Annotated in this window: 21 protein-coding genes; 7 read left to right on the top strand and 14 right to left on the bottom strand. The window is 72.4% G+C overall.

What is annotated here, in order from left to right; translation table 11 throughout:
- Positions 1-3: 3 nt before the first annotated feature.
- The 3 genes from LG274_RS02015 to LG274_RS02005 are packed head-to-tail and all read left to right on the top strand — an operon-like array spanning position 4 to position 4,110.
- On the top strand, positions 4-1,611 hold the full coding sequence (locus tag LG274_RS02015; protein ID WP_404465078.1) for a glucose-6-phosphate isomerase: 1,608 nt from the start codon (positions 4-6) through the stop codon (positions 1,609-1,611).
- A complete protein-coding gene (gene zwf / locus LG274_RS02010) occupies positions 1,601-3,172 on the top strand; it encodes a glucose-6-phosphate dehydrogenase (RefSeq protein WP_404465075.1) in 1,572 nt (523 codons plus the stop codon). Before LG274_RS02015 ends, zwf begins: the two co-directional genes overlap by 11 nt.
- Entirely contained in the window at positions 3,169-4,110 is a 942-nt protein-coding gene (locus LG274_RS02005; RefSeq protein ID WP_404465073.1) for a glucose-6-phosphate dehydrogenase assembly protein OpcA, read from the top strand. The genes zwf and LG274_RS02005 overlap by 4 nt, the downstream gene beginning before the upstream one ends.
- Positions 4,111-4,219: 109 nt before the next feature.
- Here the strand turns inward: LG274_RS02005 and secG are convergent, their stop codons facing one another.
- From secG to LG274_RS01990, 3 genes are all read right to left on the bottom strand, one after another.
- Positions 4,220-4,471 (bottom strand): preprotein translocase subunit SecG, encoded by a 252-nt coding sequence (gene secG / locus LG274_RS02000; protein ID WP_298710259.1) that lies wholly within the window; start codon positions 4,469-4,471, stop codon positions 4,220-4,222.
- 83 nt (positions 4,472-4,554) lie between these two features.
- Positions 4,555-5,343 (bottom strand): triose-phosphate isomerase, encoded by a 789-nt coding sequence (gene tpiA / locus LG274_RS01995; protein ID WP_298710261.1) that lies wholly within the window; start codon positions 5,341-5,343, stop codon positions 4,555-4,557.
- A 2-nt stretch (positions 5,344-5,345) separates the two neighbouring features.
- Positions 5,346-6,593, bottom strand: a complete 1,248-nt coding sequence (locus LG274_RS01990) for a phosphoglycerate kinase (RefSeq protein WP_298710263.1) — start codon at positions 6,591-6,593, stop codon at positions 5,346-5,348.
- Between the two features lie 148 nt (positions 6,594-6,741).
- Here LG274_RS01990 and LG274_RS01985 point away from each other — a divergent pair, with 148 nt between their 5' ends.
- Entirely contained in the window at positions 6,742-7,737 is a 996-nt protein-coding gene (locus LG274_RS01985) for an IS481 family transposase (protein WP_404463592.1), read from the top strand.
- A gap of 59 nt (positions 7,738-7,796) precedes the next feature.
- On the opposite strand, the gene gap is transcribed toward LG274_RS01985, so the two are convergent.
- The 8 genes from gap to uvrA form a co-directional block, all read right to left on the bottom strand.
- Positions 7,797-8,807, bottom strand: coding sequence for a type I glyceraldehyde-3-phosphate dehydrogenase (gap, locus tag LG274_RS01980; RefSeq protein WP_248117004.1), 1,011 nt, complete (start codon positions 8,805-8,807; stop codon positions 7,797-7,799).
- 135 nt (positions 8,808-8,942) lie between these two features.
- Positions 8,943-9,569, bottom strand: coding sequence for a superoxide dismutase (locus tag LG274_RS01975; protein ID WP_298710268.1), 627 nt, complete (start codon positions 9,567-9,569; stop codon positions 8,943-8,945).
- 198 nt (positions 9,570-9,767) lie between these two features.
- Entirely contained in the window at positions 9,768-10,730 is a 963-nt protein-coding gene (gene whiA, locus LG274_RS01970; RefSeq protein ID WP_248117000.1) for a DNA-binding protein WhiA, read from the bottom strand.
- Positions 10,731-10,783: 53 nt separating this feature from the next.
- Complete coding sequence (gene yvcK, locus LG274_RS01965) at positions 10,784-11,830, bottom strand: uridine diphosphate-N-acetylglucosamine-binding protein YvcK (RefSeq protein WP_298710270.1); 1,047 nt, start codon at positions 11,828-11,830, stop codon at positions 10,784-10,786.
- A complete protein-coding gene (gene rapZ / locus LG274_RS01960) occupies positions 11,827-12,723 on the bottom strand; it encodes an RNase adapter RapZ (protein WP_248116996.1) in 897 nt (298 codons plus the stop codon). Before rapZ ends, yvcK begins: the two co-directional genes overlap by 4 nt.
- Positions 12,720-14,684 carry an excinuclease ABC subunit UvrC gene (uvrC, locus tag LG274_RS01955; RefSeq protein WP_248116994.1) on the bottom strand — a complete coding sequence of 655 codons (1,965 nt, stop codon included), beginning with the start codon at positions 14,682-14,684 and terminating at the stop codon, positions 12,720-12,722. Before uvrC ends, rapZ begins: the two co-directional genes overlap by 4 nt.
- Positions 14,677-15,360, bottom strand: a complete 684-nt coding sequence (locus tag LG274_RS01950; protein WP_298710275.1) for a 1-acyl-sn-glycerol-3-phosphate acyltransferase — start codon at positions 15,358-15,360, stop codon at positions 14,677-14,679. Before LG274_RS01950 ends, uvrC begins: the two co-directional genes overlap by 8 nt.
- A 42-nt stretch (positions 15,361-15,402) precedes the next feature.
- Positions 15,403-18,420, bottom strand: a complete 3,018-nt coding sequence (gene uvrA, locus LG274_RS01945) for an excinuclease ABC subunit UvrA (protein ID WP_404465067.1) — start codon at positions 18,418-18,420, stop codon at positions 15,403-15,405.
- Positions 18,421-18,524: 104 nt separating this feature from the next.
- Here uvrA and LG274_RS01940 point away from each other — a divergent pair, with 104 nt between their 5' ends.
- From LG274_RS01940 to LG274_RS01930, 3 genes are read left to right on the top strand one after another with little or no spacing between them, the layout of a single operon-like run.
- Positions 18,525-19,208, top strand: a complete 684-nt coding sequence (locus tag LG274_RS01940; protein ID WP_248116990.1) for an MBL fold metallo-hydrolase — start codon at positions 18,525-18,527, stop codon at positions 19,206-19,208.
- Between the two features lie 29 nt (positions 19,209-19,237).
- A complete protein-coding gene (locus LG274_RS01935; protein WP_404465065.1) occupies positions 19,238-21,889 on the top strand; it encodes a DEAD/DEAH box helicase in 2,652 nt (883 codons plus the stop codon).
- Complete coding sequence (locus LG274_RS01930; protein ID WP_343282410.1) at positions 21,886-23,379, top strand: alpha/beta fold hydrolase; 1,494 nt, start codon at positions 21,886-21,888, stop codon at positions 23,377-23,379. Before LG274_RS01935 ends, LG274_RS01930 begins: the two co-directional genes overlap by 4 nt.
- A gap of 39 nt (positions 23,380-23,418) precedes the next feature.
- Here LG274_RS01930 and LG274_RS01925 read toward each other — a convergent pair whose 3' ends face one another.
- From LG274_RS01925 to LG274_RS01915, 3 genes are all read right to left on the bottom strand, one after another.
- Positions 23,419-24,672, bottom strand: a complete 1,254-nt coding sequence (locus LG274_RS01925) for a TerC family protein (protein WP_319074355.1) — start codon at positions 24,670-24,672, stop codon at positions 23,419-23,421.
- 200 nt (positions 24,673-24,872) lie between these two features.
- Positions 24,873-25,916 (bottom strand): TerC family protein, encoded by a 1,044-nt coding sequence (locus tag LG274_RS01920; RefSeq protein ID WP_404465063.1) that lies wholly within the window; start codon positions 25,914-25,916, stop codon positions 24,873-24,875.
- 37 nt (positions 25,917-25,953) lie between these two features.
- Positions 25,954-26,772 (bottom strand): putative hydro-lyase, encoded by an 819-nt coding sequence (locus tag LG274_RS01915; RefSeq protein WP_404465061.1) that lies wholly within the window; start codon positions 26,770-26,772, stop codon positions 25,954-25,956.
- Positions 26,773-26,777 lie beyond the last annotated feature (5 nt).

Raw genomic sequence — 26,777 nt, 5'->3', positions numbered from 1 at the left:
ACCATGAGCACGCTCGGCCTGACCGCCACCGGATCCGCCCTCGAGGCGATCGACCGCCACCTGCCCGCCCTCCTGGAGGACCGCGTCGCCTCCCGCCTCGGCGCCCAGGACGCCACCCTGTGGGGCGAGCAGGCCCGGGACGAGGCCGCGCGCCGCCTGGGCTGGATCTCGCCGTTCGCCGACGCGCGGGCCGTGGTGGCGGACGTCGAGGCCCTGGCCGCGGAGCTGCGCCGCGCGGGCCTGACCCGCGTGGTCCTCGCCGGCATGGGCGGCTCCTCCCTCGCCCCCGAGGTCATCGCGGCCGCCGCCGGCGTCCCCCTCGAGGTGCTGGACTCCACCGACCCCCTCGAGGTGGCCGACGTGATCGGCCGTGACCTGGACCGGACCGTGCTCGTGGTCTCCTCCAAGTCGGGCTCCACCGTCGAGACCGACTCCCAGCGGCGCATCGTGGAGCGCGCGCTGCGCGAGGCCGGCGTCGACCCCGCCGAGCGGATCGTGGTGGTGACGGATCCGGGCTCGCCCCTGCACGAGGCTGCCGAGGCCGCCCACTACCGCGCCGTCTTCACGGCCGACCCGACCGTGGGCGGGCGCTATTCCGCCCTCACCGCGTTCGGCCTCGTGCCCGCGGGCCTGGCCGGCGCGGACGTCGCCGCCCTCGTCGACGAGGCGGAGTCCGTCGCAGGCCTGCTCACCGCGGACGACGTCGAGAACCCCGGGCTGCGGCTCGGCGCCGCGATCGGCGGCACGAGCCCGCTGCGCGACAAGCTGGTGATCTCCGACCTCGGCTCCGGCCTCCCCGGCTTCGGGGACTGGGCCGAGCAGCTCCTCGCCGAGTCCACGGGCAAGGACGGGACGGGCCTGCTGCCCGTCGTCGTGGCCCCCGGCGACCCGGAGACCGTCTCCGCCGCGGGTGACCTCCTCCAGGTCCAGATCGCCGGCGCCGACGTCCCCGAGGACGACGCCCCGGCCCACGGCCTGCGCGTCTCGGGCTCCCTCGGCGCCCAGATGCTCACCTGGGAGGTGGCCACCGCCGTGGCCGGCCGCCTGCTGGGGATCAACCCGTTCGACCAGCCGGACGTGGAGGCCGCCAAGGCCGCCGCCCGCGCGCTGCTCGACGCACCAACCGGCCCCGCGGAGTCCGGTGCCGTGCTCCAGGGCGTCGAGGTCTCGGGCCCCGCCGCCGTCACGGAGTCCGCGGACCTGCGCTCGGCCCTGGGCGCCGTCGTCGGGCTCATCCCGCCGGGCGGCTACCTGGCCGTGCAGGCCTACCTCTCGCGCCACGCGGACGCCGAGCTCGCCGGGATCCGCTCGGAGCTCGCCGAGCTCGCCGGGCGTCCGGTGACCTTCGGCTGGGGCCCGCGGTTCCTGCACTCCACCGGCCAGTACCACAAGGGCGGCCCCGCCACGGGAGTGTTCCTGCAGGTCACCGGCGCGGCCGGGACGGACGTGGAGGTCCCGGACCGCGCGTTCTCCCTCGGCCGCCTGATCGCCGCGCAGGCCTCCGGCGACGCCGACGTGCTGCGCGCGCTGGGGCGCCCCGTGATCACGGTGCACCTGCCCCGGCGCGCCGCCGGGATCGCCGCCCTGCGGGACGCCGCGCGTGGCCGCTGAGCTCCCCGTGCGCGCCGGCCGCCCGTCCAACCCCCTGCGCGACCCGCGCGACCGCCGCCTGACCCGCATCGCCGGGCCGTCCTCGCTCGTGCTGTTCGGGGTGACGGGTGACCTCGCGCGAAAGAAGCTGCTGCCCGCCATGTACGACCTCGCCCATCGCGGCCTCCTGCCGCCCTCGTTCTCCCTCGTGGGGTTCGGACGCCGTGACTGGTCCGACGACGAGTTCGCGGACTACGTGCGGGCCTCCGTCGAGGCGGCCTCCCGCACCCCGTTCGACGAGACGGTGTGGGACCAGTTCCGCGGGGGGCTGCGGTTCGTCTCGGGCGCGTTCGACGACGCCGAGGCCTACGCACGCCTGCGGGACATCCTCGCGGAGCTCGAGACCACCCGCGGGACCGCCGGCAACGCGGTGTTCTACCTCTCGATCCCGCCGGACTGGTTCGAGGCCGTCTCCCGCCACCTCGCGGACCAGGGCCTCGCGGACCGCTCTCAGCCGGCCGACGGCCCGTGGCGGCGTGTGGTGATCGAGAAGCCGTTCGGTCATGACCTGGCCAGCGCGCAGGAGCTCAACGCCGTGATCGAGCGCGTCTTCCCCTCCGACGCCGTGTTCCGGATCGACCACTACCTCGGCAAGGAGACGGTCCAGAACATCCTGGCCTTCCGGTTCGCCAACCGGATCTTCGAGCCGCTGTGGAACGCAGACCACGTGGACCACGTGCAGATCACCATGGCCGAGGACATCGGCATCGGAGGCCGCGCGGGCTATTACGACGGCGTGGGCGCGGCCCGCGACGTCATCCAGAACCACCTGCTCCAGCTGCTCGCCTTCACCGCGATGGAGGAGCCCATCTCCTTCGTCGCCGACCACCTGCGCGCGGAGAAGGAGAAGGTCCTCGCCGCCGTGCAGGTGCCGGACACGCCCACCGGGCTCGAGGCGGCCTCCGCCCGCGGCCAGTACACGAGCGGCTGGCAGGGCGGGGAGAAGGTCACGGGCTTCCTCGACGAGGAGGGGTTCAACCCGGCCTCGACCACGGAGACCTTCGCGGCCCTCAAGGTGGGCATCCACACGCGCCGCTGGCAGGGCGTGCCGTTCTACCTGCGGGCGGGCAAGCGCCTCGGCCGGCGGGTCACGGAGATCGCCGTCGTGTTCAAGAAGCCCCCGCACCTGCTGTTCCCGGTGCACGCCGGGGACGAGTACGGGCAGAACGTGATCGTCATCCGCGTGCAGCCGGACGAGGGCGTGACCATCCGCTTCGGCTCCAAGGTGCCCGGCACCCAGTCCGAGGTCCGCGACGTGACCATGGACTTCGGCTACGGCCACGCGTTCACCGAGGACTCCCCCGAGGCCTACGAGCGCCTCATCCTGGACGTCCTGCTGGGCGAGCCTCCGCTGTTCCCGCGGCAGGCGGAGGTGGAGCAGTCCTGGCGCATCGTGGACCCGTTCGAGGAGCACTGGGCCTCCCTCGACGCGCAGCCCGAGCCCTACGCGCCCGGGACGTGGGGTCCGCCCTCGGCGGACGCCCTCATGGCCCGCGACGGACGAGCATGGAGGCGGCCGTGAGGATCAGCATGCAGGACACCACCACCTCCCACGTGGCCAAGCGCCTCACCCGCCTGCGGGAGAAGGGCGGAGTCGTGGCCCTCGGCCGCGTGCTCACCCTCGTGATCAGCACCGACGACGCCGGCATCGAGTCCGCCCTCGAGGCCGCCAACGCGGCCTCGCTGGAGCATCCCTGCCGGATCATCGTGCTCGCGCTCGGCGACCCCGCTGCGCCGACCCGCCTCGACGCGGAGATCCGCGTGGGCGGGGACGCCGGCGCGTCCGACGTCGTGATCCTGTGGTGCACCGGGGACAACGCGCAGGCCGACGAGTCCCTCGTGGGGGCGCTCCTGCTGCCCGACGCCCCGATCGTGGCGTGGTGGCCGGGCCTGCCGCCCGCGGTGCCCTCCGCCACGCCGCTGGGCCGCCTCGCCCACCGGCGCATCACCGACTCGGGCGCCTCCGCCCACGCCGAGTCCGCGCTGTGGGACCTGCGCGCCGGCCACCGCGACGGGGACACGGACCTGGCCTGGACCCGCCTGACGCTGTGGCGCATCCAGGTGGCCGGGATCCTGGACAACCTCGACGCGCGGAGCCTGACCTCCGTGAGCGTGGACGGCGCCCCGGACTCCCCCAGCACGCTCCTGCTGGCCTCATGGCTCACGCTGGGCCTGCGGATCCCCGTGACCATCGCACACTCCAAGGTCGGGCGCGGGATCCGGTCCGTGCGGCTGCGCCGCCCCGAGGGCGACGTCGTCCTCTCACGCTCGCAGTCCCAGGTGGCCCGGCTCTACCAGCAGGGCCGCCCCGTGCAGCGCATCGCGCTGCCCCGCCGCTCCGACCAGGACTGCCTGGCCGAGGAGCTGCGCCGCCTCGACCCGGACGAGGTGTTCGGCGCCGTGCTCCACGAGGGCCTGCCCCTCGCCGACCTCTCCGCGGTGCAGGCGAGCGAGCGCTGACGGGGAGCTCGGCGGCCCCGGACACGCGAGGCTCCCGACGCGACAGGACCCCGCGATCCATGGCGGATCGCGGGGTCCTCGTCTCGGCGGGGCGTGGCCGGGCCGGGGTTCAGGAGTCGATGCTGAGGCGGCCGATGAGACCGATGGCGATGATCGACGCGCCCCACAGGATCACGGATGCCACCGTCACTCGGGTCAGGAGGCGCTGCGCAGAGCCCGAGGAGCTCATCGACGTGGTCACGCCACCGCCGAACATGTCCGACACGCCGCCGCCGCGCCCCTTGTGCAGGAGCACCAGGAGGACGATCACCACGCTGAGCACCACGACGAGGATCTGCAGGATGGGGGTCAGGACGTCCACGGTCCGCTCCTTAGGGTCACGGCCCGGCCCCGGGCGTCACGCACCGGGACCGGCTCCGAAGGTCATCTCGTCCGCGCGCCCGCTCAGGCGGCCGCGTCGAACCGGACGATCCTAGCAAACTCGTCCGCGTCGAGGCTGGCGCCGCCCACGAGGGCGCCGTCCACGTCCGGCTGGGCGAGCAGCTCGGGGGCGCTCGAGGACTTCACCGAGCCGCCGTAGAGCAGGCGCATCCCGGCGGCGACGTCGTCGCCGTGGATGCGGGCGACCTCCGCGCGCAGCGCCGCGCACATCTCCTGGGCGTCCCCGGCGCTCGCGACCTCGCCGGTGCCGATGGCCCACACGGGCTCGTAGGCGACGACGATGCGCGCGGCGTCCTCGGCGGAGAGCCCCGCGAGGGAGCCGCGCAGCTGCTCCACGGTGTGCTCGACGTGACGGCCGGCCTGCCGGACCTCGAGGCCCTCGCCCACGCAGACCACGGGGGCGAGCCCGTGGCGCAGCGCGGCGGCGGCCTTGCGCGCCACGAGGGCGTCGTCCTCGCCGTGGATCGTGCGGCGCTCGGAGTGCCCGACGATCGCGTAGGCGCAGCCGAGCGAGTTCAGAAACGCGCCCGAGACGTCGCCGGTGTACGCGCCGGAGTCCTCCGGGGAGAGGTCCTGCGCGCCATAGGCGAGCTCGATGCGGTCCCCCGTGACGAGGGTCTGGACCGCGCGCAGGTCGGTGAAGGGCGGGAACACCGCGGCCTCCACGTGCTCCTGCTCGTGGCCGGCGTCCTGCAGCAGCCAGGCGAGACGCTGCACCAGGGTGACCGCCTCGCGGTGGTCCATGTTCATCTTCCAGTTGCCCGCGATCAGCGGGGTGCGCGCCGGGGCCATGCTCAGGCCTCCGTCCCGCCCTGCAGGGCGCTGACGCCGGGCAGCTCCTTGCCCTCGAGGTACTCGAGGGAGGCGCCGCCTCCGGTGGAGATGTGGCCGAAGGCCTCGTCCTCGAAGCCGAGGGAACGCACGGCCGCGGCGGAGTCGCCGCCGCCCACCACGGAGAGGCCGCCGTCGCGCGTCACGTCCGTGAGCGCCTGCGCCACGGCGCGGGTGCCCTCGGCGAAGGCGGGGAACTCGAACACGCCCATGGGGCCGTTCCAGAACACGGTCTTCGCCTCGCGGACCTGCTCCGCGAACGCCTCCGCGGTGGCGGGGCCGATGTCCAGCCCCAGGGCGGAGGCGCCGTGCGCCCCCGTGGTGAGGGCGTCGGCGGGCAGCACCTCGTGCTCGGCGTCGGCCGCGAAGCCGGAGGCCATGACGATGTCGGTGGGCAGGACGATCTCGGCGGCGTCCTTGCCCGAGCGTTCGAGGTATCCGCGGACGGTCTCCAGCTGGTCCTCCTCGAGGAGGGAGGCGCCGACCTCGTGGCCCTGGGCCCTGAGGAAGGTGAAGAGCATGCCGCCGCCGATGAGCAGGACGTCCGCGGTGTCCAGCAGGTTCTCGATCACGGCGAGCTTGTCCGAGACCTTGGAGCCGCCGAGCGCCACGACGTAGGGGCGCTCCGGGTCGGCGGTGAGGCGCGTCAGGACCTCGAGCTCCGCGGCCACGAGCGGGCCCTGGTGGGCGGGCAGCTGGGAGGCGATGTCGAAGACGGAGGCGTGCTTGCGGTGCACCGCGCCGAAGGCGTCGCCCACGTACGCGCCGTCCTCGCCCGCGAGGGCCGCCATCTCGGAGGCCAGCTCGGCGCGCTCGGCGTCGTCCTTGGAGGTCTCCCGGGCGTCGAAGCGGACGTTCTCGAGCAGGAGGACCTGGCCGTCCTCCAGGCCCGCGGCCTTCTGACGCGCGGAGGGGCCGGTGACGTCCTCGGCCAGCGCGACGGGGACGCCGAGCAGCTCGCCCATGCGGGCGGCGACGGGCTTCAGGGAGTACTTCGGGTCCGGCTCCCCCTGGGGGCGGCCGAGGTGCGCCATCACGACGACGCGGGCGCCGGCGTCGGCGAGGGCCTTGACGGCCGGGAGGGAGGCGCGGATGCGGCCGTCGTCGGTGACGGTCTGTCCGTCCAGCGGGACGTTGAGGTCCGAGCGGATGAGCACGGTGCGTCCGGCGACGCCGGCCTCGAGCAGGTCGGTCAGGGTCTGGGCGGTCATGCGGGCCTCCTGGGGTGCGTCGTGCGCGTACGTGGTCAGTCTAGGTGTGATGTCCAGGGACGTTGTTGCGTGAACAGCTGACAGGCGAAGGCCTCCTGTTGCGAGAGTGGAGTTGTCGAGAAACCGCTCACGCGAACAGAAGGCCTTCATGTCCCACGCTAACGCCGCCCTGACCCCTCGCGCCCGCCTACGCCTGGCCAAGCTCATCGTCGAGGAACACTGGCCGGTCGCCACCGCGGCCAAGATGTTCATGGTCTCCCCACCCACCGCACGCAAATGGGCCACACGCTTCCGGGCCGAGGGACCTGCAGGGATGGCAGACCGGTCCAGCCGGCCGTCCACGATGCCGACCAGAACACCGCAGGCGGTGGTGAAACAGATCGTGGCCGCCCGATGGCGCCGACGCCTGGGGCCGGCACAGATCGCCGGAGAACTCAGGATGCCGGCCTCCACCGTCCATGCCGTGCTCGTGCGCTGCCGGATCAACCGCCTCGCCCGTCTGGACCGGGTCACCGGCGAGCCGATCCGCCGCTACGAGCACCCCCACCCCGGCTCGCTGATCCACGTCGACGTCACCAAGTTCGGGCGCATCCCCGACGGGGGCGGACACCGATTCGTCGGGCGCCAGCAGGGCCTGAAGCACCGCGCGGCGACCGCAGACCGTGAAGGAACCCGTGATGCCCGATACCAGCCCCGGCTCGGGGTGGGCTTTCTGCACACCGTGATCGATGATCACTCCCGCTTCGCCTATGTCGAGATGCACTCCGATGAACGCAGCCAGACGGCCATCGCGGTGTTGCGCCGCGCGGTCGCCCACTTCGCGCGCCTGGGCGTGGAGGTGGAGCGGGTGCTCTCGGACAACGGCTCGGCCTACCGCTCGCATGCCTGGCGTGATGCCTGCACCGAGCTCGGGATCAAGCCCAAGCGGACTCGGCCCTACCGGCCGCAGACGAACGGGAAGATTGAGCGGTTCCATCGCACGCTCGCTGACGGGTGGGCCTACGCCCGGTTCTACAGCTCAGAGACGGAGCGCAGGGCCGCGTTGCCTGGATGGCTGCACTTCTACAATCATCATCGCGTCCACTCCGCGATCGGCGCCGTGCCTGCCACCAGGCTCAACAACCTCCCTGGACATCACATCTAGGCAGACGGCCCGGCCCGGTGGTATGCCACCGGGCCGGGCCGTCGGGGGTGCTCAGCAGGTCAGAGCTGGCGGCCCATGTGGGACGCCATGTCCATGAGCTGGCACGTGTAGCCGTACTCGTTGTCGTACCAGCCGATGATCTTCACGGTCTGGCCGATGGACTTCGTCAGGGGAGCGTCGAAGGTGCACGCGGCCGGGGAGGTCACGATGTCCGAGGAGACGATCGGGTCCTCGGAGTACACGAGGCGGCCCTTGAGGCGCTCGGACTCGGCCGCCCTGCGGAAGGCCTCGTTGACCTCCTCGACCTCCACGTGGCGGGTCAGCTCGACGGTGAGGTCGGTGGCGGAGCCGGTGATGGTCGGCACGCGCATCGCGAATCCGTCCAGCTTGCCCTTGAGCTCCGGGATGACCTCGCCGATCGCCTTGGCGGCGCCGGTCGAGGTGGGGACCATGTTCTGCGCGGCGGCGCGGGCACGGCGGCGGTCCTTCTTGTGCACGTTGTCGTGCAGGTTCTGGTCGCCCGTGTACGCGTGGATCGTGGTCATGATGCCGTCGACGATGCCGAACTCGTCGTTGAGCACCTTGACCATGGGGGCCAGGCAGTTGGTGGTGCAGGACGCGTTGGAGACGATGTCCATGGACGCCGAGTCGTAGTCCTCCTCGTTGACGCCCATCACGAAGGTGCCGTCGACCTCCTTGCCGGGTGCGGAGAGCAGGACCTTCTTGGCGCCCGCGTCCAGGTGGGCCTTGGCCTTCGGGCCCGTGGTGAAGATGCCCGTGCACTCCACCACGACGTCCACGCCGAGCTCGCCCCACGGCAGCGCGGAGGGGTCCTTCTCGGAGAAGAAGGCCACCTCCTTGCCGTTGATGCGGAAGCCCTTGTCGGTGAGCTCCAGCTCGCCCGGGAATCGGCCGAGGATGGTGTCGTACTTGGTGAGCCAGAAGAGGTCCTCCGTGCTCGCGAGGTCGTTCACCGCGACCAGCTCGAGGTCGTCGTGGCCCTGTTCGAGGAGCACGCGGACAGCGTTGCGTCCGATGCGGCCGTATCCGTTGATGGCGATCTTGGTCATGGGGTTCCCTCTTGTCGATCTGGCTCTGGGGGTTCGGGATCTTCGGGTTCCTGCGTCCGCACACGCCGAAGGGCGGCGCTCACGCCTCCGTGGAGGAGGATGCGCGCCGCCCTTCGCGCTGCGGGGTCGGGCGGGTCAGGCCGGGAGGACGAGGCCGCGGGCGCCGGAGCGGGCCGCCTCGAAGCGGTCCTGGACGTCGGCCCAGTTCACGATGTTCCAGACCGCCTTCACGTAGTCGGCCTTCACGTTCTGGTAGTCCAGGTAGAAGGCGTGCTCCCACATGTCCAGCTGGAACAGCGGGATGGTCGCCACGGGGACGCCGTTCTGCTGGTCGTAGAACTGCTCGATGACCAGGTTGCCGCCGATGGGCTCGTAGGCCAGCACGGCCCAGCCGGAGCCCTGGATGCCGAGGGCGGCGGCGGTGAAGTGCGCCTGGAACTTCTCGAACGAGCCGAAGTGATCGTCGATCGCGGCGGCGAGCTCGCCCGTGGGCTTGTCGCCGCCCTCCGGGGAGAGGTTCTTCCAGAAGATCGAGTGGTTCGTGTGGCCGCCGAGGTTGAACGCCAGGTCCTTGGAGAGCTGGTTGACGGCGGAGAAGTCCTCGGCGTCGCGGGCGGCGGCGAGCTTCTCGAGCGCCGTGTTGGCGCCCTTCACGTAGGTGGCGTGGTGCTTCGAGTGGTGCAGCTCCATGATGCGCGCAGAGATGTGCGGCTCCAGGGCGGCGTAGTCGTAGTCCAGCTCCGGCAGAACGTACTCCGTCATGCTTCCTCCTTCGTCGGCGGGACCGCGGGCGGGGCGCCCGTGGCCGTCACCTGGTGCGAACTCCGCCTCTCGGCGGCGTATTCCGTACACCACCATTCTGGTAGCGCGGGGCCCTGCGGCGCCATGGCCCACCGCCCCGGCACTCGGGATCCGGCGCTCGGGATCCGGAGCGCGGGATCGGTGCGCTGGATCCGGGGTTCAGGATCCGGTGGGGGAGGCCCCCGGCAGTCCCTGCTCCGCGGCCCGCTTGTCGGCCATCGCCAGGAGGCGGCGGATGCGACCGGCGATCGCGTCCTTCGTCATGGGCGGGTCCGCGAGGCGGCCGAGCTCGTCGAGGGAGGCCTCCTTGTGGGCGATCCGGAGGCGTCCGGCCTCGAGCAGGTGGTCCGGCACGTCTGCGCCGAGGATCTCGAGGGCGCGCTCCACGCGGGCCCCGGCGGCGACGGCGGCCTGGGCCGAGCGGCGCAGGTTGGCGTCGTCGAAGTTGGCGAGCCGGTTGGCCGTGGCCCGGACCTCCTTGCGCTCGCGCCGCTCCTGCCACAGCGTGGCGGTCTGCTCCGCGCCCACCGCCGTCAGGAGGGTCGCGATCCCCTCGCCGTCCCGCACGACGACGCGGTCCGCCTGGCGGACCTCGCGGGCCTTGGCGCCGACGCCGAGGCGCCGCGCGGCGCCGACGAGGGCGAGGGCTGCCTCCGGGCCGGGCGTGGTGACCTCGAGGGCGGCGGAGCGGCCGGGCTCCGTGAGCGAGCCGTGGGCGAGCAGGGCGCCGCGCCACACGGCGGCGGTGTCCCCGCGGGTGCCGTTCACGAGCACCGCCGGCAGGCCCCGCACGGGGCGGCCGCGAAGGTCCAGCAGCCCGGACTGCCGCGCGAGGTCCCCGCCGCCCCGCACCACGCGGATGACGTAGCGCTGGCCCCGGCGCAGGTTCCCGCCCGAGACCACCACGATCTCGGTCGTGTGGCCGTACAGCTCCGTGATCGCGGCCCGGAGGCGGCGGGCGCTCGCCCCGTGGTCCAGCTCGGCCTCGATGACCACGCGGCCGGAGACGAGGTGCAGCCCCCCGGCGAACCGGAGCATGGCGGCGGTCTCCGCCCGCCGCTCGGACGTCGAGCCCACCGGCACGCGCGCCAGCTCTTCCTTCAGGGTCATGGTCAGGGCCACGCTCGGCCTCCTTCTGGGGTCTGCGCCCGGATGGGCGGCCGCCGCCGACGCGATCAGTCGGTCATGGCCTCGTCGATCGCCACGGCCAGGCGCAGCGGGTCGTGGACCTGCGGGTCGAGGGCACTGCCCACTCTACTGAAGACGACGCGCGCGCCCATGCGGCGGGCGGCCCGCACGACCTCGGCGCGGTCCTGGACCGCGTCCGCGTCCGCGATCACGACGTCGAGCCGCAGGTCGGGGGCGTGGGAGTGCAGCACGGCGAGGTGGTCGGCGTGGGTGAGGCCCGTGGTCTCCTGCGTCCCGGTGTGCAGGTTCATGAGGTACAGGCGACGCGCGGGCGTGGCGCTCAGGGCCGCCCGCACGTCCGCCATGAGCAGGTGCGGCAGGACGGACGTGTAGAGGGATCCGGGGCCGATGACGACCCAGTCGGCCAGCTCGATGGCGGACAGCGCCTCGGGGGCGGGCACGGCGTCCGAAGGGTTGAGGCGTACGCCCGTGACGCGCCCCTCGAGCGCGGCCCGAGCCAGCGCCACCTGCCCCTCGACACGGCGCGTGCGCAGCCGGCCCTCGGCGTCGGAGCTGAGCACGTCGCCCTCGATCGTCAGGGGCGTGCGGGAGATCGGCAGGACCTCCCCGTGGGCGCGCAGGAGCGCGCCGGCCCAGCGCAGCCCGTCCACGGGGTCGCCGAGCAGCTCCCAGAGCGCGACGATCAACAGGTTGCCGAGCGCGTGGTTGTCCAGCGTCGCCTCATGGGCGGGCACCTCGGTGGAGCGGAAGCGGTGCTGCATCACCTGCGCCCACGTGCGGCCCCAGTCCGTGTCGTCGCACAGGGCGGCCAGCGCCATGCGGAGGTCCCCGGGCGGCAGGACCGCCATCTCCTTGCGGATCGTGCCGGAGGAGCCGCCGTCGTCGGCCACCGTGACGACGGCCGTGAGGTGGCCGGCCACGAGCCGCAGCGCGGAGAGGGAGGCGTAGAGGCCGTGGCCGCCCCCGAGGGCGGTGACCCGCACGCCGGGGCGGGCGGCGCCCGGGGTGCGCACTCCCCCGCGGCCGTCGGATCCGGGGGGCAGGGGCAGCTGGCCCGTGAGGGGGGACGTCATTCGCGGCCCACGTCCCGGTGCTGCACGTGCACGCTCACGTGCGGGCGCTGGGCCAGCCGGCGGGCCAGCTCCTCCACGACCGCCACCGAGCGGTGCTTGCCGCCGGTGCACCCGACAGCGAGGGTCGCATAGTGCTTGTTCTCGCGGCGGTACCCCTCGAAGGCGGGGACGAGGGCCGCCGTGTACGCGGAGAGGAACTCCTGCACGCCCGGCTGCTGCAGCACGTAGTCCGAGACCTGCTCCTCGCGGCCCGTGAACGGGCGCAGCTCGGGCACCCAGTGCGGGTTGGGGATGAAGCGCATGTCCGCCACGAAGTTGGCGTCCGCGGGGAGTCCGTACTTGAACCCGAAGCTCATGATGTTCAGGCGTAGGGTGATGGTGCCGGACTCGGAGAAGAGCTGGGTGATCTCCGTGGCCAGCCCGTGCACGTTCAGGTTCGAGGTGTCCACCACGACGTCGGCGCGGGCGCGCAGGTCCGCGAGGACCTCCCGCTCCGCCTGGATCCCGTCGAGGAGCCGGGCGTTGCCCTGCAGCGGATGAGGGCGGCGGCCCGCCTCGAAGCGGCGCACGAGCACCTCGTCCTCCGCCTCGAGGTAGACCATGCGGAACTCCACGCCGTTGTTCTCGAGTTGCTGGAGCGCGGTCCACAGCGCCTCCACGTACGTGCGGGAGCGCATGTCCACCACGATGGCCACGCGCGCGAACGCCTCGGGAGAGCGGGCCACAAGGTCCGCGAGGGTGACGAAGAGCTGCGGGGGCATGTTCTCGACCACGTACCAGCCGTGGTCCTCGAGGGCGTGGGCCGCGGTCGTGCGGCCGGCGCCGGCCATGCCCGTGATGACGACGACCTCGGGGGACGGGGGCTTCTCGGGCTGCAGACTCGGAGCGGTCATGGGGTCACTGTATCCGCCGGGGCGGACGCGACAGAGGGGTCTGCGGGCGCCGGTGCCGACGCCGTCAGCGCCGTGTGCACGGCCTCGGCGAGGCGGGGTCCGATGCCGGCCACCTCCGTGAGCCCCTCGATGCCGGCCGCCCGCATGCGCTCCGTCGAGCCGAAGTGGGTGAGCAGCGCCTGGCGCTTGGCGGGGCCCAGGCCGGGCACCTCGTCCAGGACGGAGGCGGTCATGCCCTTCGTCCGCCGGGAGCGGTGGCCGGCGATGGCGAACCGGTGGGACTCGTCGCGGATGCGCTGCAGCAGGAACAGCCCCTCGGAGCTGCGCGGCAGGACCAGGGGGAACTCGTCCCCGGGCAGCCACACCTCCTCGAGCCGTTTGGCGAGGCCGACCACGGGGAGGTCCTCGAGGCCGAGCTCGGCGAGCACCTCGGCCGCGGCCGCCACCTGGGGAGCGCCGCCGTCGACGACGACGAGCGAGGGCGGGTACGCGAACCGGCGCTCCTCCGACCCGGTCTCGCCGTCCTCGGCGATCTGCCCCGTCAGGGGCACGCCCTCGCGGCGTTCGGCGGCGAGCCGGGAGAACCGGCGGCGCAGCACGTCCCGCAGGGACGCGGTGTCGTCCCGCGCTGCCTCACCGGTGACGTTGAAGCGGCGGTAGTCCTTCTTCTTGGCCAGGCCGTCCTCCATGACCACCATCGAGCCGACCACGTCGGTGCCCTGCGAGTGCGAGATGTCGTAGCACTCGATGCGCAGCAGGGGTTCGGCGATCTCCAGGGCCTCCTGCAGCTCGGTCAGGGCGGCCGAGCGCGCGGTGAGGTCCCCCGTGCGGCGCGACTTATGGAGGCCGAGGGCCATCTCCGCATTCTGGCGCACCGTGCCCAGGAGGTCCTGCTTGGCGCCGCGCTGCGGGACGCGGATGGAGACCCGGGCCCCGCGCAGCCCGGAGAGCCACTCGGTCAGCTGCTCCGCCTCGCTCGGCATCACGGGCACGAGGACCTCGGCGGGGATCCGCTCGGTGTCCGCGGCGTCGCCGTAGACCTGCTTGAGCAGCTCCTCCACCATGACGTCCTCCCCCACGTCCTCCACGCGGTCCATGACCCAGCCCCGCTGGCCGCGGATGCGGCCCTGGCGGATGTGGAACACCTGCACGGCGGTCTCCAGCTCGTCCGAGTGGAGGGCGAAGATGTCCGCCTCGGTGTTCTCCGGGAGCACCACGGCGTTGCGCTCGAACACGCGGCGCAGGGCGGCGACGTCGTCGCGCAGGCGGGCGGCGTCCTCGTAGCGCAGGTCCGCGACGGCGTCCCCCATGGCCGCCTCGAGCTCGCGGATGAAGCGGGTCGCGTCCCCGGCCATGAAGTCGCAGAAGTCCTGTGCGAGCTCGCGGTGCTCGGCCGGGCTGATCCGCCCCACGCACGGGGCGGAGCACTTGCCGATGTAGCCGAGCAGGCACGGGCGGTCCTGGGCCTGCGCGCGCCGGAACACCCCCGCGGAGCACGTGCGCACGGGAAAGACGCGCAGCATGAGGTCCACGGTCTCGCGGATGGCCTTGGCGGGGTGGAAGGGCCCGAAGTACTTCACGCCGGGCCGCTTGTCCCCACGCATCACCTGCACGCGCGGGAACTGCTCGTTCATGGTCACGGCGAGGTAGGGGTAGGACTTGTCGTCCCGGTACATGATGTTGAAGCGGGGCCGGTACTGCTTGATCCAGGTGTACTCGAGCTGCAGCGCCTCGAGCTCCGAGCCCACCACGGTCCACTCCACGGCGGCCGCGGTGAAGACCATGGTGCGGGTCTTGGTGGCCAGCCGGGCCGGGTCCTGGAAGTAGGAGCTCAGGCGCGACCGGAGGTTCTTCGCCTTGCCCACGTAGACGACGCGGCCGTCCGCGTCCCGGAAGCGGTACACGCCCGGGGACGTGGAGATCTCGCCCGGCGCGGGGCGGTAGGTGGACGGATCAGCCACGGGCGCCCTGGTCCGACGACGGCGCGGCGTTGTACGTGTCCACGCGCTCCTGGCCGGAGAGCGCGGCGATCGCGGCCATGATCGCCTCGGTGGCCTCGCGCCGCTGCGGCAGGGCGTGCCGGCGGCCGGGGTGCCCGAAGTCGAGCGGCTCGCCTGCCGCGAGGGTGAAGCGGTGCGGGCGGAACCCGTTGGTGCCGGGGGGCTGGAGGCCCTCGGTGCCGCGCAGGCCGACCGGGACCACGGGGGCGCCCGTGGTGAGCGCGAGCCATGCCGCGCCCGTGCGTCCGCGGTAGAGGCGCCCGTCGCGGCTGCGGGTGCCCTCGGGGTAGATGCCCACGCCCTGGCCGGCCTCGATCAGGCCCACCAGCTGGTCCAGGGCCGCGACGGAGGCCGCCTGCTCCCCGCGCTCCACGGGGATCGATCCGACGGCGTCGAAGAACCACCTCTGGGCGCGGCCTCGGGGCCCGGCGCCCGTGAAGTACTCCGCCTTGGCGAAGAACGCGACCGGGCGCGGGGCGAGCGCCTGGAGGATCACGGAGTCGAAGAAGGAGAGGTGGTTGGAGGCGAGGATGAACGGCCCGGACGCGGGAACGTTCTCGAGGCCGGTCACCTCCGGCCGGCACGACAGACGCAGGAACGCCGCCGCGGACCGGCGGATGGGCTCCGAGGTGGCCATGGTGTCTCCGCCCTTCAGCGTGTGGTCGGGAATCGGGTCATGCTACGCCAGGAGCTCGGCGAGGAACCGGCCGGTGTGGCTCTCCGCGACCTTCGCGACGTCCTCCGGGGTGCCCGTGGCGACGATCGTGCCGCCCCCGGACCCGCCCTCGGGTCCGAGGTCGATCACGTGGTCCGCGCACTTGATGACGTCCAGGTTGTGCTCGATGGTGAGCACGGTGTTGCCCTTGTCCACGAGCGACTGCAGCACCTGCAGCAGCTTGCGGATGTCCTCGAAGTGCAGGCCCGTGGTGGGCTCGTCCAGCACGTAGATGGAGCGGCCGTTGGAGCGCTTCTGCAGCTCCGCGGCGAGCTTGACCCGCTGGGCCTCGCCGCCGGAGAGCGTGGTGGCCGGCTGCCCGAGGCGCACGTAGCCCAGGCCGACGTCCACGAGGGTGTCCAGGTAGCGCGAGATGCGGGTGTACGCGCTGAAGAACTGCGCGGCCTCCTCGATCGGCATGTCCAGGACCTCGGCGATGTTCTTGCCCTTGTAGAGCACCTCGAGGGTCTCGCGGTTGTACCGGGCGCCGTGGCACACCTCGCACGGGACGTAGACGTCCGGCAGGAAGTTCATCTCGATCTTCAGCGTGCCGTCGCCCGCGCACGCCTCGCAGCGCCCGCCCTTGATGTTGAAGGAGAACCGGCCCTGCTGGTAGCCGCGCACCTTCGCCTCCGGGGTCTCCGCGAAGAGCTTGCGGATCGCGTCGAACACGCCGGTGTAGGTGGCCGGGTTGGAGCGCGGCGTGCGGCCGATGGGGCTCTGGTCCACGTGCACCACCTTGTCCAGGTGCTCGAGGCCCGCCACCGTGCGATGCCGGCCGGGCACCATCTTGGCGCCGTTGAGCCGGTTGGCCAGCACCTTGTAGAGGATCTCGTTGATGAGCGTGGACTTGCCCGAGCCGGAGACGCCGGTGACGGCGGTGAGCACGCCCAGCGGGATGTCCACGGACACGTTCTGCAGGTTGTTCTCCTGGGCGCCCTTGACGGTCAGCTTGCGGTTCCTGTCCAGGGGCCGGCGCCGCTCGGGGACCGCGATCGAGCGCCGGCCCGCGAGGTAGTCGCCGGTCACGGAGTGCGTGTTCGCTTTGAGCTCCTCGAGGGAGCCGGAGTGCACGACCTCGCCGCCCCGCTCGCCGGCGCGGGGGCCGATGTCCACGATCCAGTCGGCCTCGGCGATCGTGTCCTCGTCGTGCTCCACCACGATCAGCGTGTTGCCGAGGTCGCGCAGGCGCAGCAGCGTGTCGATCAGCCGGCGGTTGTCCCGCTGGTGCAGGCCGATGGAGGGCTCGTCCAGGACGTAGAGCACGCCCACGAGCCCCGAGCCGATCTGGGTGGCCAGGCGGATGCGCTGCGCCTCGCCGCCGGAGAGCGTGCCCGCGGGGCGCTCGAGGTTCAGGTACTCCAGGCCCACGTCGAGGAGGAACGCGAGGCGGGCGAGGATCTCCTTGAGCACCTGGTCCGCGATCTGCCGCTCGCGGTCCGTGAGGGTGAGCCCCTCGAGGAACTCGAGGGCGTCCCGCATGGGCAGGGCGGTCGCCTCGGCGATGGACTTGCCGCCCACGAGCACGTTGAGCACGGTGGGGTTCAGGCGCGCGCCCTTGCACACGGGGCAGGGGATCTCGCGCATGAAGGACTCGTAGCGCTCCCGCGCTCCGTCCGACTCGGTCTCCCCGTGCTTGCGCATCACGTACGGGAGGACGCCCTCGAAGCCCGTGGTGTAGCGGCGCTCGCGGCCGAAGCGGTTGCGGAAGGACACCTCGACCTTGAAGTCCTTGCCGTGGAGCACCGCGTCCTGCTGCTCCGCCGTGAGCGCGTGCCACGGGGCGTCGAGCGAGAACCGCATCTCCGTGGCCAGCCCGCCGAGCACGCGCAGCCAGTAGTCCGAGGTGGACTTGCCGAGCGACCACGGGACGATCGCGCCCTCGCGGATGGACAGCTCGTCGTTGGGGACCACGAGGTCCGGGTCCACCTGCAGGCGCGAGCCGATGCCGGTGCACTCGGGGCACGCGCCGAAGGGGTTGTTGAAGGAGAAGGAGCGCGGCTCGATCTCGTCCACGGTCTGCTCGTGCCCGTTGGGGCAGCTGAGCTTCTCCGAGAACGTGCGGAAGCGCGGGTTGCCCTCGGCGTCCTTGCCGCCCCACTCCCCCGTGTTCTTCTTGCCCTTCTGCTCCTCGACCTCCACGTCCACGAACTCGACCGCCACGAGGCCGTCCGCGATCTTCAGCGCGGTCTCCACGGAGTCCGTGAGGCGCTGGCGGATGCCCTCCTTCATGGCCAGGCGGTCCACCACGACGGCGATGGTGTGCTTGTTCTGCTTCTTCAGCGTGGGCGGGTCGGAGAGCTGGACCGTCTCCCCGTCCACCACCGCGCGGGCGAAGCCCTGCGTGGTCAGCTGGGCGAAGAGGTCCACGAACTCGCCCTTGCGGCCGCGGACCACGGGGGCCAGCACCTGGAAGCGGGTGCGCTCGGGCAGCTCCTCGAGCTGGTCCACGATCTGCTGCGGGGTCTGGCGGCTCACGGGCTCCCCGCACACGGGGCAGTGGGCCACGCCGACGCGGGCCCAGAGCAGACGCATGTAGTCGTAGATCTCGGTGATGGTGCCCACCGTGGAGCGCGGGTTGCGGTTGGTGGACTTCTGGTCGATGGAGACCGCCGGGGACAGGCCCTCGATGAAGTCCACGTCCGGCTTGTCCACGCGGCCCAGGAACATGCGCGCGTACGAGGAGAGCGACTCCACGTAGCGCCGCTGGCCCTCGGCGAAGATCGTGTCGAACGCGAGGGAGGACTTGCCCGAGCCGGACAGGCCCGTGAAGACCACCATGGCGTCCCGCGGGATGGACACGTCCACGTTCTTCAGGTTGTGCTCGCGCGCGCCCTTCACGACGATGCGGTCCCGCTCGGCGCCGGCCTGCGCGAGGCGGCCGTGGCCGGACGCGAGCCCGGCACGCTCCGGCTCGACGGCGGGCCCGGAAGCGGACTCGGGGGCGGCGGTGGACGGGGTGGGGGCGGTGTTCTTCGGCACCCGGCCAGTGTAGGCGGGGCACCGGACACGGCAGGGGGACTCCCCGCGCGGCGGAGCCGGTCCGCCCCTGGCGCCTCCGGGGCCTTTCGGCCACACTGGTCCGCATGCCCGCGACCTCGAAGAACCGCGTCCTGCACGACCTGCCGGGAATCTCCGTGCGCGTCCGCCCCGTCTCCGCGATGGACAACGACGTGTACCTCCTGACCTCCAAGACGACGGGAGCACAGGTGCTGATCGACGCCGCAGACGACGCGGACGCGATCGAGGCGCTGCTGGCCTCGGCCGACGTCGACACCCCGTGCGAGACCTGGCTCGCGGCGATCGTCACGACGCACCGCCACTGGGACCACGTCCGGGCGCTCGCCGAGGTCGCCGGGGCCCACGAGGAGGCGGTCCTCTACGCCGGGGCCGACGACGCCGCCGCCATCGCCGAGGAGTCCGGCGTGCAGATCGACCGGGCCGTCGGCCAGGGCGACCGGATCGCCGTGGACGGCCTCGTGCTCGACGTGATCGCCCTGCGCGGCCACACCCCGGGCTCGATCGCCCTGGCCTACGAGCCCGGCCCCGACGAGGCGACCCTGCTCTTCACCGGAGACTCCCTCTTCCCCGGCGGCGTGGGCAGCACGGAGAAGGATCCGGAGCGGTTCGCCTCCCTGCTCGCCGACGTCACCGCGCGCCTCTTCGACGTCTACGACGACGACACGCACGTCCACCCCGGCCACGGCGACTCGACCACGCTCGGCGACGAGCGGCCGCACCTGCCGGAGTGGGCCGAGCGCGGCTGGTGACCCCGGCCGGCGCCGATACCCTGGGCGGGATGACTTCCTCTGCCCCCGCTCCCGCCTCCGCCACGACTCCGCCCGCCCTCCTCGCCCGCCTCGACGCCCTGGACGCGTCCCCGGACGCCGACGCGGTGTTCGAGGCGTTCACCGCGTGGACGGACGAGCGCGGGATCTCCCTGTACCCGGCGCAGGAGGAGGCCGTCCTCGAGCTCGTGCAGGGCCACAACGTGGTGCTCGCCACCCCCACGGGCTCCGGGAAGTCACTCGTGGCCATCGGGGCCCACGCCGACGCCCTCGCGCACGAGCGCGTCTCCTACTACACGGCGCCGATCAAGGCGCTCGTCTCCGAGAAGTTCTTCGCCCTCGTGGACGTGTTCGGCGCGGAGAACGTCGGCATGGTCACGGGCGACTCCACCGTGAACGGTGACGCCCCCATCATCTGCTGCACCGCCGAGATCCTGGCCAACCGCGCACTGCGGGAGGGCTCGGGGATGGACATCGGCACCGTGGTCATGGACGAGTTCCACTACTACGCGGACCCCTCCCGCGGCTGGGCGTGGCAGCTGCCGCTCCTGGAGCTCCCCCAGGCGCGGTTCCTCCTCATGTCCGCCACCCTGGGCGACACGAGCCGCCTCACCGCGGACCTGACCGAGCGCACGGGCCGCGAGACCGCCGTCGTCGCCCACGCCGAGCGCCCGATCCCCCTGAGCTTCGAGTGGTCCGAGGTCCCGCTGCAGGAGAAGGTGGAGGAGCTCGTCTCCACCCGCCAGGCCCCCGTGTACGTGGTGCACTTCTCCCAGCTGGACGCCGTGGAGACGGCCCAGGGGCTGACCTCGATCTCCGTGACCACGAAGGAGGAGAAGGAGGCCATCGCGGCGCGGATCGCCGGCTTCCGGTTCTCCGCGGGCTTCGGCCACACCCTGAACCGCCTCGTGCGGGCGGGCATCGGCGTGCACCACGCGGGCATGCTCCCGAAGTACCGGCGCCTCGTGGAGAAGCTCGCGCAGGACGGCCTGCTCAAGGTCATCTGCGGCACGGACACGCTCGGCGTCGGGATCAACGTGCCGATCCGCACCGTGCTCCTCACCGCGCTGTCCAAGTTCGACGGCGAGCGGACCCGCCTCCTCCAGGCCCGCGAGTTCCACCAGATCGCCGGACGGGCCGGGCGCGCGGGCTACGACACCTCGGGCACCGTGGTGGTCCAGGCCCCCGAGCACGTGATCGAGAACGCCGCGTCCGCGCGCAGGGCCGCCGCGAAGTTCGCGTCCGTCAAGGACGAGGCCGAGCGCGAGAAGCGCATGAAGCAGTCCCTCAAGGGCGCGAAGAAGAAGTCGCCGCCGCAGGGGTTCGTCTCGTGGGGCCGGGCCAGCTTCGAGCGCCTCGTGGCGGCCGAGCCGGAGCCGCTGTCCTCCCGCATGCGGCTCACCCACTCCATGCTCCTGAACATCCTGGACCGGCCCGGGGACCCCGTGATCGCGGTGCGGCGCCTGCTGCGCGGCACGCACGAGACGCCGGCCCGCCAGGCGGCGCTGATGCGGCAGGCGCTCGGCATCTTCCGCGAGCTGCTCGCCGCGGGGATCGTGGAGAAGCTCCCGGAGCCGGACGCCGAGGGCCGCACGGTGGACCTCACGGTGGACCTGCAGGCGGACTTCGCCCTCAACCAGCCGCTCTCCCCCTTCGCCCTGGCCGCCCTCGAGCTCCTGGACCCGGCCGAGCCGGACCACGCGCTCGACGTCGTCTCCGTGATCGAGGCGACCCTCGACCCGCCGCGCCAGGTGCTCTCCGCCCAGGCGAAGAAGGCCAAGGGCGAGGCCGTGGCCGCCATGAAGGCCGAGGGCATGGACTACAACGACCGCATGGCCGCCCTCGAGGAGGTCACGTACCCGCAGCCGCTCGCCGAGCTGCTCGAGCAGCAGTTCGAGGTGTACCGCAAGGACGCCCCGTGGCTCGCCGAGTTCGAGCTCGCCCCGAAGTCCGTGGTGCGGGACATGTTCGAGCGCGCCATGGGCTTCGGCGACTACGTGCGCTTCTACGGGATCGCCCGCTCCGAGGGCGTGCTGCTGCGCTACCTCACGGACGCCGTGAAGGCGCTGCGCCACACGGTGCCGCAGGAGTCGCGCACGGACGAGCTGCAGGTGCTGCTGGACTGGCTCGACGAGATGGTCAAGCAGACCGACTCCTCCCTCCTCGAGGAGTGGGAGGACCTCGTGGCCGGGGACATCGAGGAGCTCCGCAAGGACATGGAGTCCATCGCCCCGCCCGCTCCCCCGCGCCTCACGGACAACATGCCGGTGTTCCGCGTGATGGTGCGCAACGCGCTGTTCCAGCGGGTGCGCCTGTTCGGGGACGAGCAGGACGCGCGGCTGGCCGAGCTCTCCGGCGACCTCTCTGCGGACGACTGGGCCGACGCGCTCGACGCGTACTTCGACGACCACGAGGACATCGACGACTCGGCCGCCGCGCGCGGCCCCGAGCTGTTCCGCGTGGCCACAGCGCCCCCCGTGCCCGCACCGCTCGAGCTCACCGGCGCCCGCTGGTGGGCCGTCCGCCAGGTCCTCAAGGACCACGACGGCGACCTCGACCACGGCATCAACGCGGTCGTCGACCTCGACGCCTCGGACGAGGCCGGTCACCCCGTCATCCGCGTCGTCTCGGTGGGCGCGCCCGAGTCCGGGTGGGGGCTGTGACGCACGACGGCGGCTCCCCCGTCTCCGGGGGCGGGGCCGCCTCGGGGCTCCCGCCCGGCGACCCGCGCGGCTTCGCGCCCCGGGAGGCCGCGGAGCACGTGCGCGGCGCGCAGACGACGCTCTTCGACGGCACGGTGATCGTGGACCACCGGTTCACCGTCCCCGTCGACCACGCCGACACCCTCGAGCAGGCGCGGGCGAAGGACGCGTCCGCCACGGGGCTCGGGCCCGGGGGCGCGGGCACGCTCCGCGTGGTCGCGCGCGAGGTGCGCGGACCGGCGGCAGGGTCGGCGGACCTGCCCTGGCTCCTGTACCTGCAGGGCGGTCCGGGCAGCGGCGCCGCCCGCCCCCCACGCCTGGGCGGCTGGCTCAAGGAGGCCGCGGGGCGGTTCCGGGTGCTCCTGCTGGACCAGCGCGGGACGGGGGCCGCCACCCCGGCCACCGTCGCTTCCCTCGCGGGAATGTCCCCCGAGGCCCAGGCCGCGTACCTGGGGCACCTGCGGGCGCCCTCCATCGTCGCGGACGCCGAGATGGTCCGCCTCGCCCTCGGCGCGAACGCGTGGGCCACGCTCGGCCAGAGCTTCGGGGGCTTCTGCACGCTGAGCTACCTCTCCTGGTTCCCCGAGGGCCTCGCGCGCTGCCACGTCACGGGCGGCCTCGCCCCGCTCACGGGGCCCGCGGACCGCGTGTACCGGGCCACCTACGCGCGCATGCGGGAGCGGAACCGCGAGTTCTTCGACCGCCACCCGCACGCGTGGGTGGCCTGGGAGCGCGTCGTCGCCCATCTTCGGGCCCGCGAGGCGGCCGGCACGCCCGAGCGCCTGCCGGACGGCACCGCGCTCACGGTGGCCCGAGCCCAGATGCTCGGCATGCTGCTGGGCGGCAACACCCGCGTCGACTCCCTGCTCTACGTGCTGACCGAAGCGTTCGACGAGGGTGCTCGCCAGGCGCGGCTGAGCGAGGGCTTCCGGGCCGCCGTCGCCGCCCAGGCCGACCGCGCCCAGACGCCGCTGTACACGCTGCTCCACGAAGCGATCTACGCCCAGCCGGGCGCCGCGCCGACGGACTGGTCGGCCGCGCGCGTCCTCCAGGAGCACCCGGACTTCGACCCGGGCGCGTGCGGCGGGGACGCCGCCGCCCCGGAGGGCACCCCCCTGCTCACGGGCGAGCACGTGTTCGCGTGGCAGCTCGAGGCCGGGGCGCCCCTGCACCCGCTGGCCGAGGCCGCGCAGCTCATTGCCGCCCGCGAGGACTGGGGCGCGCTCTACGACCTCGGCGCGCTGGCGGCCAACCGCGTGCCCGTGGCCGCGGCCGTCTACACGCACGACGTCTACGTGGACCGCGACCTCTCCCTCGAGACGGCCGCACGGGTGCGCGGGCTGCGCGTGTGGGAGACCGACGCGTTCCACCACGACGGGCTCGCCGACGACGGCGCGGCCGTCCTCGCCCGTCTCCTGGAGATGACGGAGGCCCCCGGTCCGATCGGGTGATCGGGGCGGGGGCCTGCCCGTGCGGCGACGCCGCGTGCCTCAGACGCGGGGTCCGGCCTGGCGGACGATCGCCTCGGACACGCCGCGCGGATCCGCCGAGTCCGGGTCGGAGAGGCGCGTCTCGTGCGCCGTGCGGATGATCTGGGAGTAGCGGTCCTTGTGGTCCAGGAGCTTGTCCCGCCACTTCTGGTCGACCTGCTCGGCCTTGGCCGTCCAGGTGTCCATCCTCTCGGCGGCCGCGCGGCGCTCCTCGAGGGGCGCCTGCGGGTCGAGCTGGGTGAAGCGGTGGGAGAACTTCTCCGCGTTCTGCAGCGTCCGCAGGGCCTGGCCCTTGGGCGAGGCCAGGGAGACCAGCACGGTCAGCACCAGGATGCCGACGACGACGATCAGCGAGAGCACCGTGGGGATCTCCACGACCGACACGTTCTGGCCGTCGTTGATGAACGAGAGGTTGTTCTCGTGCAGCGCGTGGAGGATCAGCTTCACGCCGATGAAGGCGAGGATCGCGGACAGGCCGTACGAGAGGTACACGAGGCGGTCCAGGAGGCCGTCGATGAGGAAGTACAGCTGGCGCAGGCCCATGAGGGAGAACGCGGTGGCCGTGAAGACGATGTACGCCTCCTGGGTCACGCCGAAGATGGCGGGGATGGAGTCGAAGGCGAAGAGGATGTCCGTCGCGCCGATGGCCACCATGACCAGCAGCATCGGCGTCATGACCTTCTTGCCGTTCTCCACCGTGAACAGCCGGTCGCCGTCGAACGAGTCCGAGGCGGGGAGGAAGCGCTTGGCCAGGCGGACCATCACGTTGTCCGCCTCGTCCTCGGCGGAGTCGCCCGCGAGCTCCCCCTTGAGCTGGTTGCCGGCCACGATCAGGAGCACGATGCCGAAGAGGTAGAACACGTCGGACCACACCGAGATCACGGCCGCGCCCAACAGGATGAAGACCGTGCGGGAGATGAGCGCGAAGGTGATGCCGAACAGCAGCACCTTCTGCTGGTAGTCGCGCGGGACCCGGAACGAGGCCATGATGACCAGGAACACGAAGAGGTTGTCGACGCTGAGCGCCTTCTCCAGGATGTAGCCGGTGTAGTACTCCACCGCGTGCTGGGTGTCCCCGAACGCGAAGAAGACGAGGCCGAAGAGCAGGGCGATGCCGATGTAGACGCCGGACCAGACCGCGGCCTCGCGGATGGTGGGCGTGTGCGCCTTGCGCACGTGGGCGAAGTAGTCGAAGGCGAGGAGGCCCACGATCAGTGCGATCGTCAGCCCCCAGGTCAGACCGGTGATCTCCATGGGAGCACCTTTCGTGAGGGGGTCTCGATGAGTGCTCGCAAGTCTCTCCGCCTCGCCTCCGGTTCCTCCCGGCGCCCAGGCCGCTGTGCCCGGCGGGCCGCATCGGGATTCTCGACCGATCGGCGCGCGTACTGACGTTCACAGCGTTGTGGATACTCCCCCACGACGGGCCCACTCTACCGGAGGGCGCGCCCGCCCGCTCAACGGTCGTCCGACTCCGCCCGCTCCGCGATGTCCTGCATGCGGTGCGCGCCGTGGAAGACCGGCTCCGCCCCGTCCTCGGGCGCCTTGCCCCACAGCAGGGAGGCGAGGGTGGCGACCACGAGGGTGCCCAGGATGATGGCCAGCGAGACGAACGTGGAGATCTCCGGCACCCAGGTGACGGGCTGGCCGCCGTTGAGGAAGGGCAGCTCGTTCTCGTGCAGGGCGTGGAGGATGAGCTTCACGCCGATGAAGGCGAGGATGAACGCGAGTCCGTGCTTGAGGAACACCAGGCGGTCCATGAGCCCGCCGAGCAGGAAGTAGAGCTGGCGCAGGCCCATGAGGGCGAAGATGTTGGCCGTCAGCACGATGAACCAGTTCTGGGTGAGGCCGAAGATCGCCGGGATCGAGTCCACCGCGAACATGACGTCCGTCAGGCCGATGGTGATGAACACGACCACCATGGGGGTGAACATGCGCTTGCCGTCCACGGTGGTGCGCAGCCTGTTCCCGTCGTAGTCCGGGGCCACGTTGAGCCGGCGCGTGAGCCGGGCGACGATCCCGGGCTCGGACTCCTCGCCGTCGTCGTCGTCCTTGAGCTGGTGCCATGCGGTCCAGAGCAGGAAGGCGCCGAAGATGTAGAACACCCACGTGAGGTGCTCGATGGCCACCGCGCCGATCGCGATGAAGACGGCCCGCGCGATGAGGGCGATGATGATGCCCACCATCAGGACCTCCTGCTGGTACCGGCGCGGCACCTGGAACTTGGCCATGATGATGAGGAAGACGAACAGGTTGTCCACGCTCAGGCTGTACTCGGTGACCCAGCCGGCAAGGAACTCCGTGCCGTGCTGGGCGTCGCCCAGGACGAAGAGCAGGCCCGCGAAGACGAGGGCGAGCGTCACGTAGAAGCCGATCCACAGGCCCGCCTCCTTCATGGAGGGCTCATGGGGCCGCCGCGCGACGTAGAGCAGGTCCAGCAGCAGGATGAGGCCGAGCACCACGAGGGTGCCGACCTCGAAGGCGGGGCTGAGAACGTCCATGGACGGGGGTCCTTTCGTCGGCGGGGCGGCCGTCAGTCTAGACCCGCGCCGCCCCCTCCACGGCGTCGGTGATGAACATGTGCCCCGGCGCATGCGTGATGGCCCACGGCGGCCGGGAGACCTCGAGCGCCCGCTGCGGGGTGACGCCGCACGGCCAGAAGACGGGGACGTCGCCCGGCTCGAGGTCCGTGGCCTCGCCGTAGTCCGGCGCGGCGAGGTCGGCGACGCCGAGGCGGGAGGGGTCGCCGACGTGCACGGGGGCGCCGTGGGCGAACGGCACGGCGGCGCTGACGGTGACGGCCGTCGCCACGAGCTCGGGCGGCACGGGACGCATCGAGACCACGAGCTCGCCGCGCATCCGTCCCGCGGGGCGCAGCGGACGGTCCGTGCGGTACATCGCCACGTTGCGCCCCTGGTCCAGGTTGCGCACGGGCACCCCGGCCCGCTGCAGCGCGGCCTCGAAGCCGAAGCTGCAGCCGATGAGGAAGGCGACGGCGTCCTCGCCCCAGTGGTCGGTCGCGTCCGAGACCTCCTCGACCAGCTCGCCGCCGCGCCACACGCGGTAGAGCGGCAGGTCGGTGCGCAGGTCCGCGCCGGGTGCCCACGACGTCGTCGGCTCTCCCGGCTCGGTGACGTCCAGCAGGGGCATGGGGCCGGGGTTGCGCTGGGCGAACAGCAGCATGTCGAAGGCCCAGTCCCGCGGCAGGACCACGAGATTGGCCTGCGTGCGGCCCGGGGCCAGGCCCGACGTCGGGCGGACGAGGCCGGAACGGAAGTCGGCGCGGGCCAGGGCAGCTGGGGACCCGGCGCGGGCCAGGGCAGCCGGAGAGTCGGCGTCGTCGAGGTGGTGGGTCATGGGGG

The organism is Micrococcus antarcticus (assembly GCF_044872765.1).
In the GTDB taxonomy this organism is placed as follows: Bacteria; Actinomycetota; Actinomycetes; order Actinomycetales; family Micrococcaceae; genus Micrococcus.
This window is presented reverse-complemented; position numbering and strand designations above follow the sequence as displayed.

What these genes read in the sequence shown, in the direction of transcription:
- LG274_RS02015 (WP_404465078.1), top strand. Translation starts at nt 4, where the DNA reads ATGAGCACGCTCGGCCTGACCGCCACCGGATCCGCCCTCGAGGCGATC.
- tpiA (WP_298710261.1), bottom strand. Translation starts at nt 5,343, where the DNA reads ATGGCCCCGGCGCGCACCCCGCTGATCGCGGGCAACTGGAAGATGAAC.
- LG274_RS01990 (WP_298710263.1), bottom strand. Translation starts at nt 6,593, where the DNA reads ATGACCGCCCAGACCCTGACCGACCTGCTCGAGGCCGGCGTCGCCGGA.
- LG274_RS01985 (WP_404463592.1), top strand. Translation starts at nt 6,742, where the DNA reads ATGTCCCACGCTAACGCCGCCCTGACCCCTCGCGCCCGCCTACGCCTG.
- gap (WP_248117004.1), bottom strand. Translation starts at nt 8,807, where the DNA reads ATGACCAAGATCGCCATCAACGGATACGGCCGCATCGGACGCAACGCT.
- LG274_RS01975 (WP_298710268.1), bottom strand. Translation starts at nt 9,569, where the DNA reads ATGACGGAGTACGTTCTGCCGGAGCTGGACTACGACTACGCCGCCCTG.
- yvcK (WP_298710270.1), bottom strand. Translation starts at nt 11,830, where the DNA reads ATGACGTCCCCCCTCACGGGCCAGCTGCCCCTGCCCCCCGGATCCGAC.
- rapZ (WP_248116996.1), bottom strand. Translation starts at nt 12,723, where the DNA reads ATGACCGCTCCGAGTCTGCAGCCCGAGAAGCCCCCGTCCCCCGAGGTC.
- LG274_RS01950 (WP_298710275.1), bottom strand. Translation starts at nt 15,360, where the DNA reads ATGGCCACCTCGGAGCCCATCCGCCGGTCCGCGGCGGCGTTCCTGCGT.
- LG274_RS01940 (WP_248116990.1), top strand. Translation starts at nt 18,525, where the DNA reads ATGCCCGCGACCTCGAAGAACCGCGTCCTGCACGACCTGCCGGGAATC.
- LG274_RS01935 (WP_404465065.1), top strand. Translation starts at nt 19,238, where the DNA reads ATGACTTCCTCTGCCCCCGCTCCCGCCTCCGCCACGACTCCGCCCGCC.
- LG274_RS01925 (WP_319074355.1), bottom strand. Translation starts at nt 24,672, where the DNA reads ATGGAGATCACCGGTCTGACCTGGGGGCTGACGATCGCACTGATCGTG.
- LG274_RS01920 (WP_404465063.1), bottom strand. Translation starts at nt 25,916, where the DNA reads ATGGACGTTCTCAGCCCCGCCTTCGAGGTCGGCACCCTCGTGGTGCTC.
- LG274_RS01915 (WP_404465061.1), bottom strand. Translation starts at nt 26,772, where the DNA reads ATGACCCACCACCTCGACGACGCCGACTCTCCGGCTGCCCTGGCCCGC.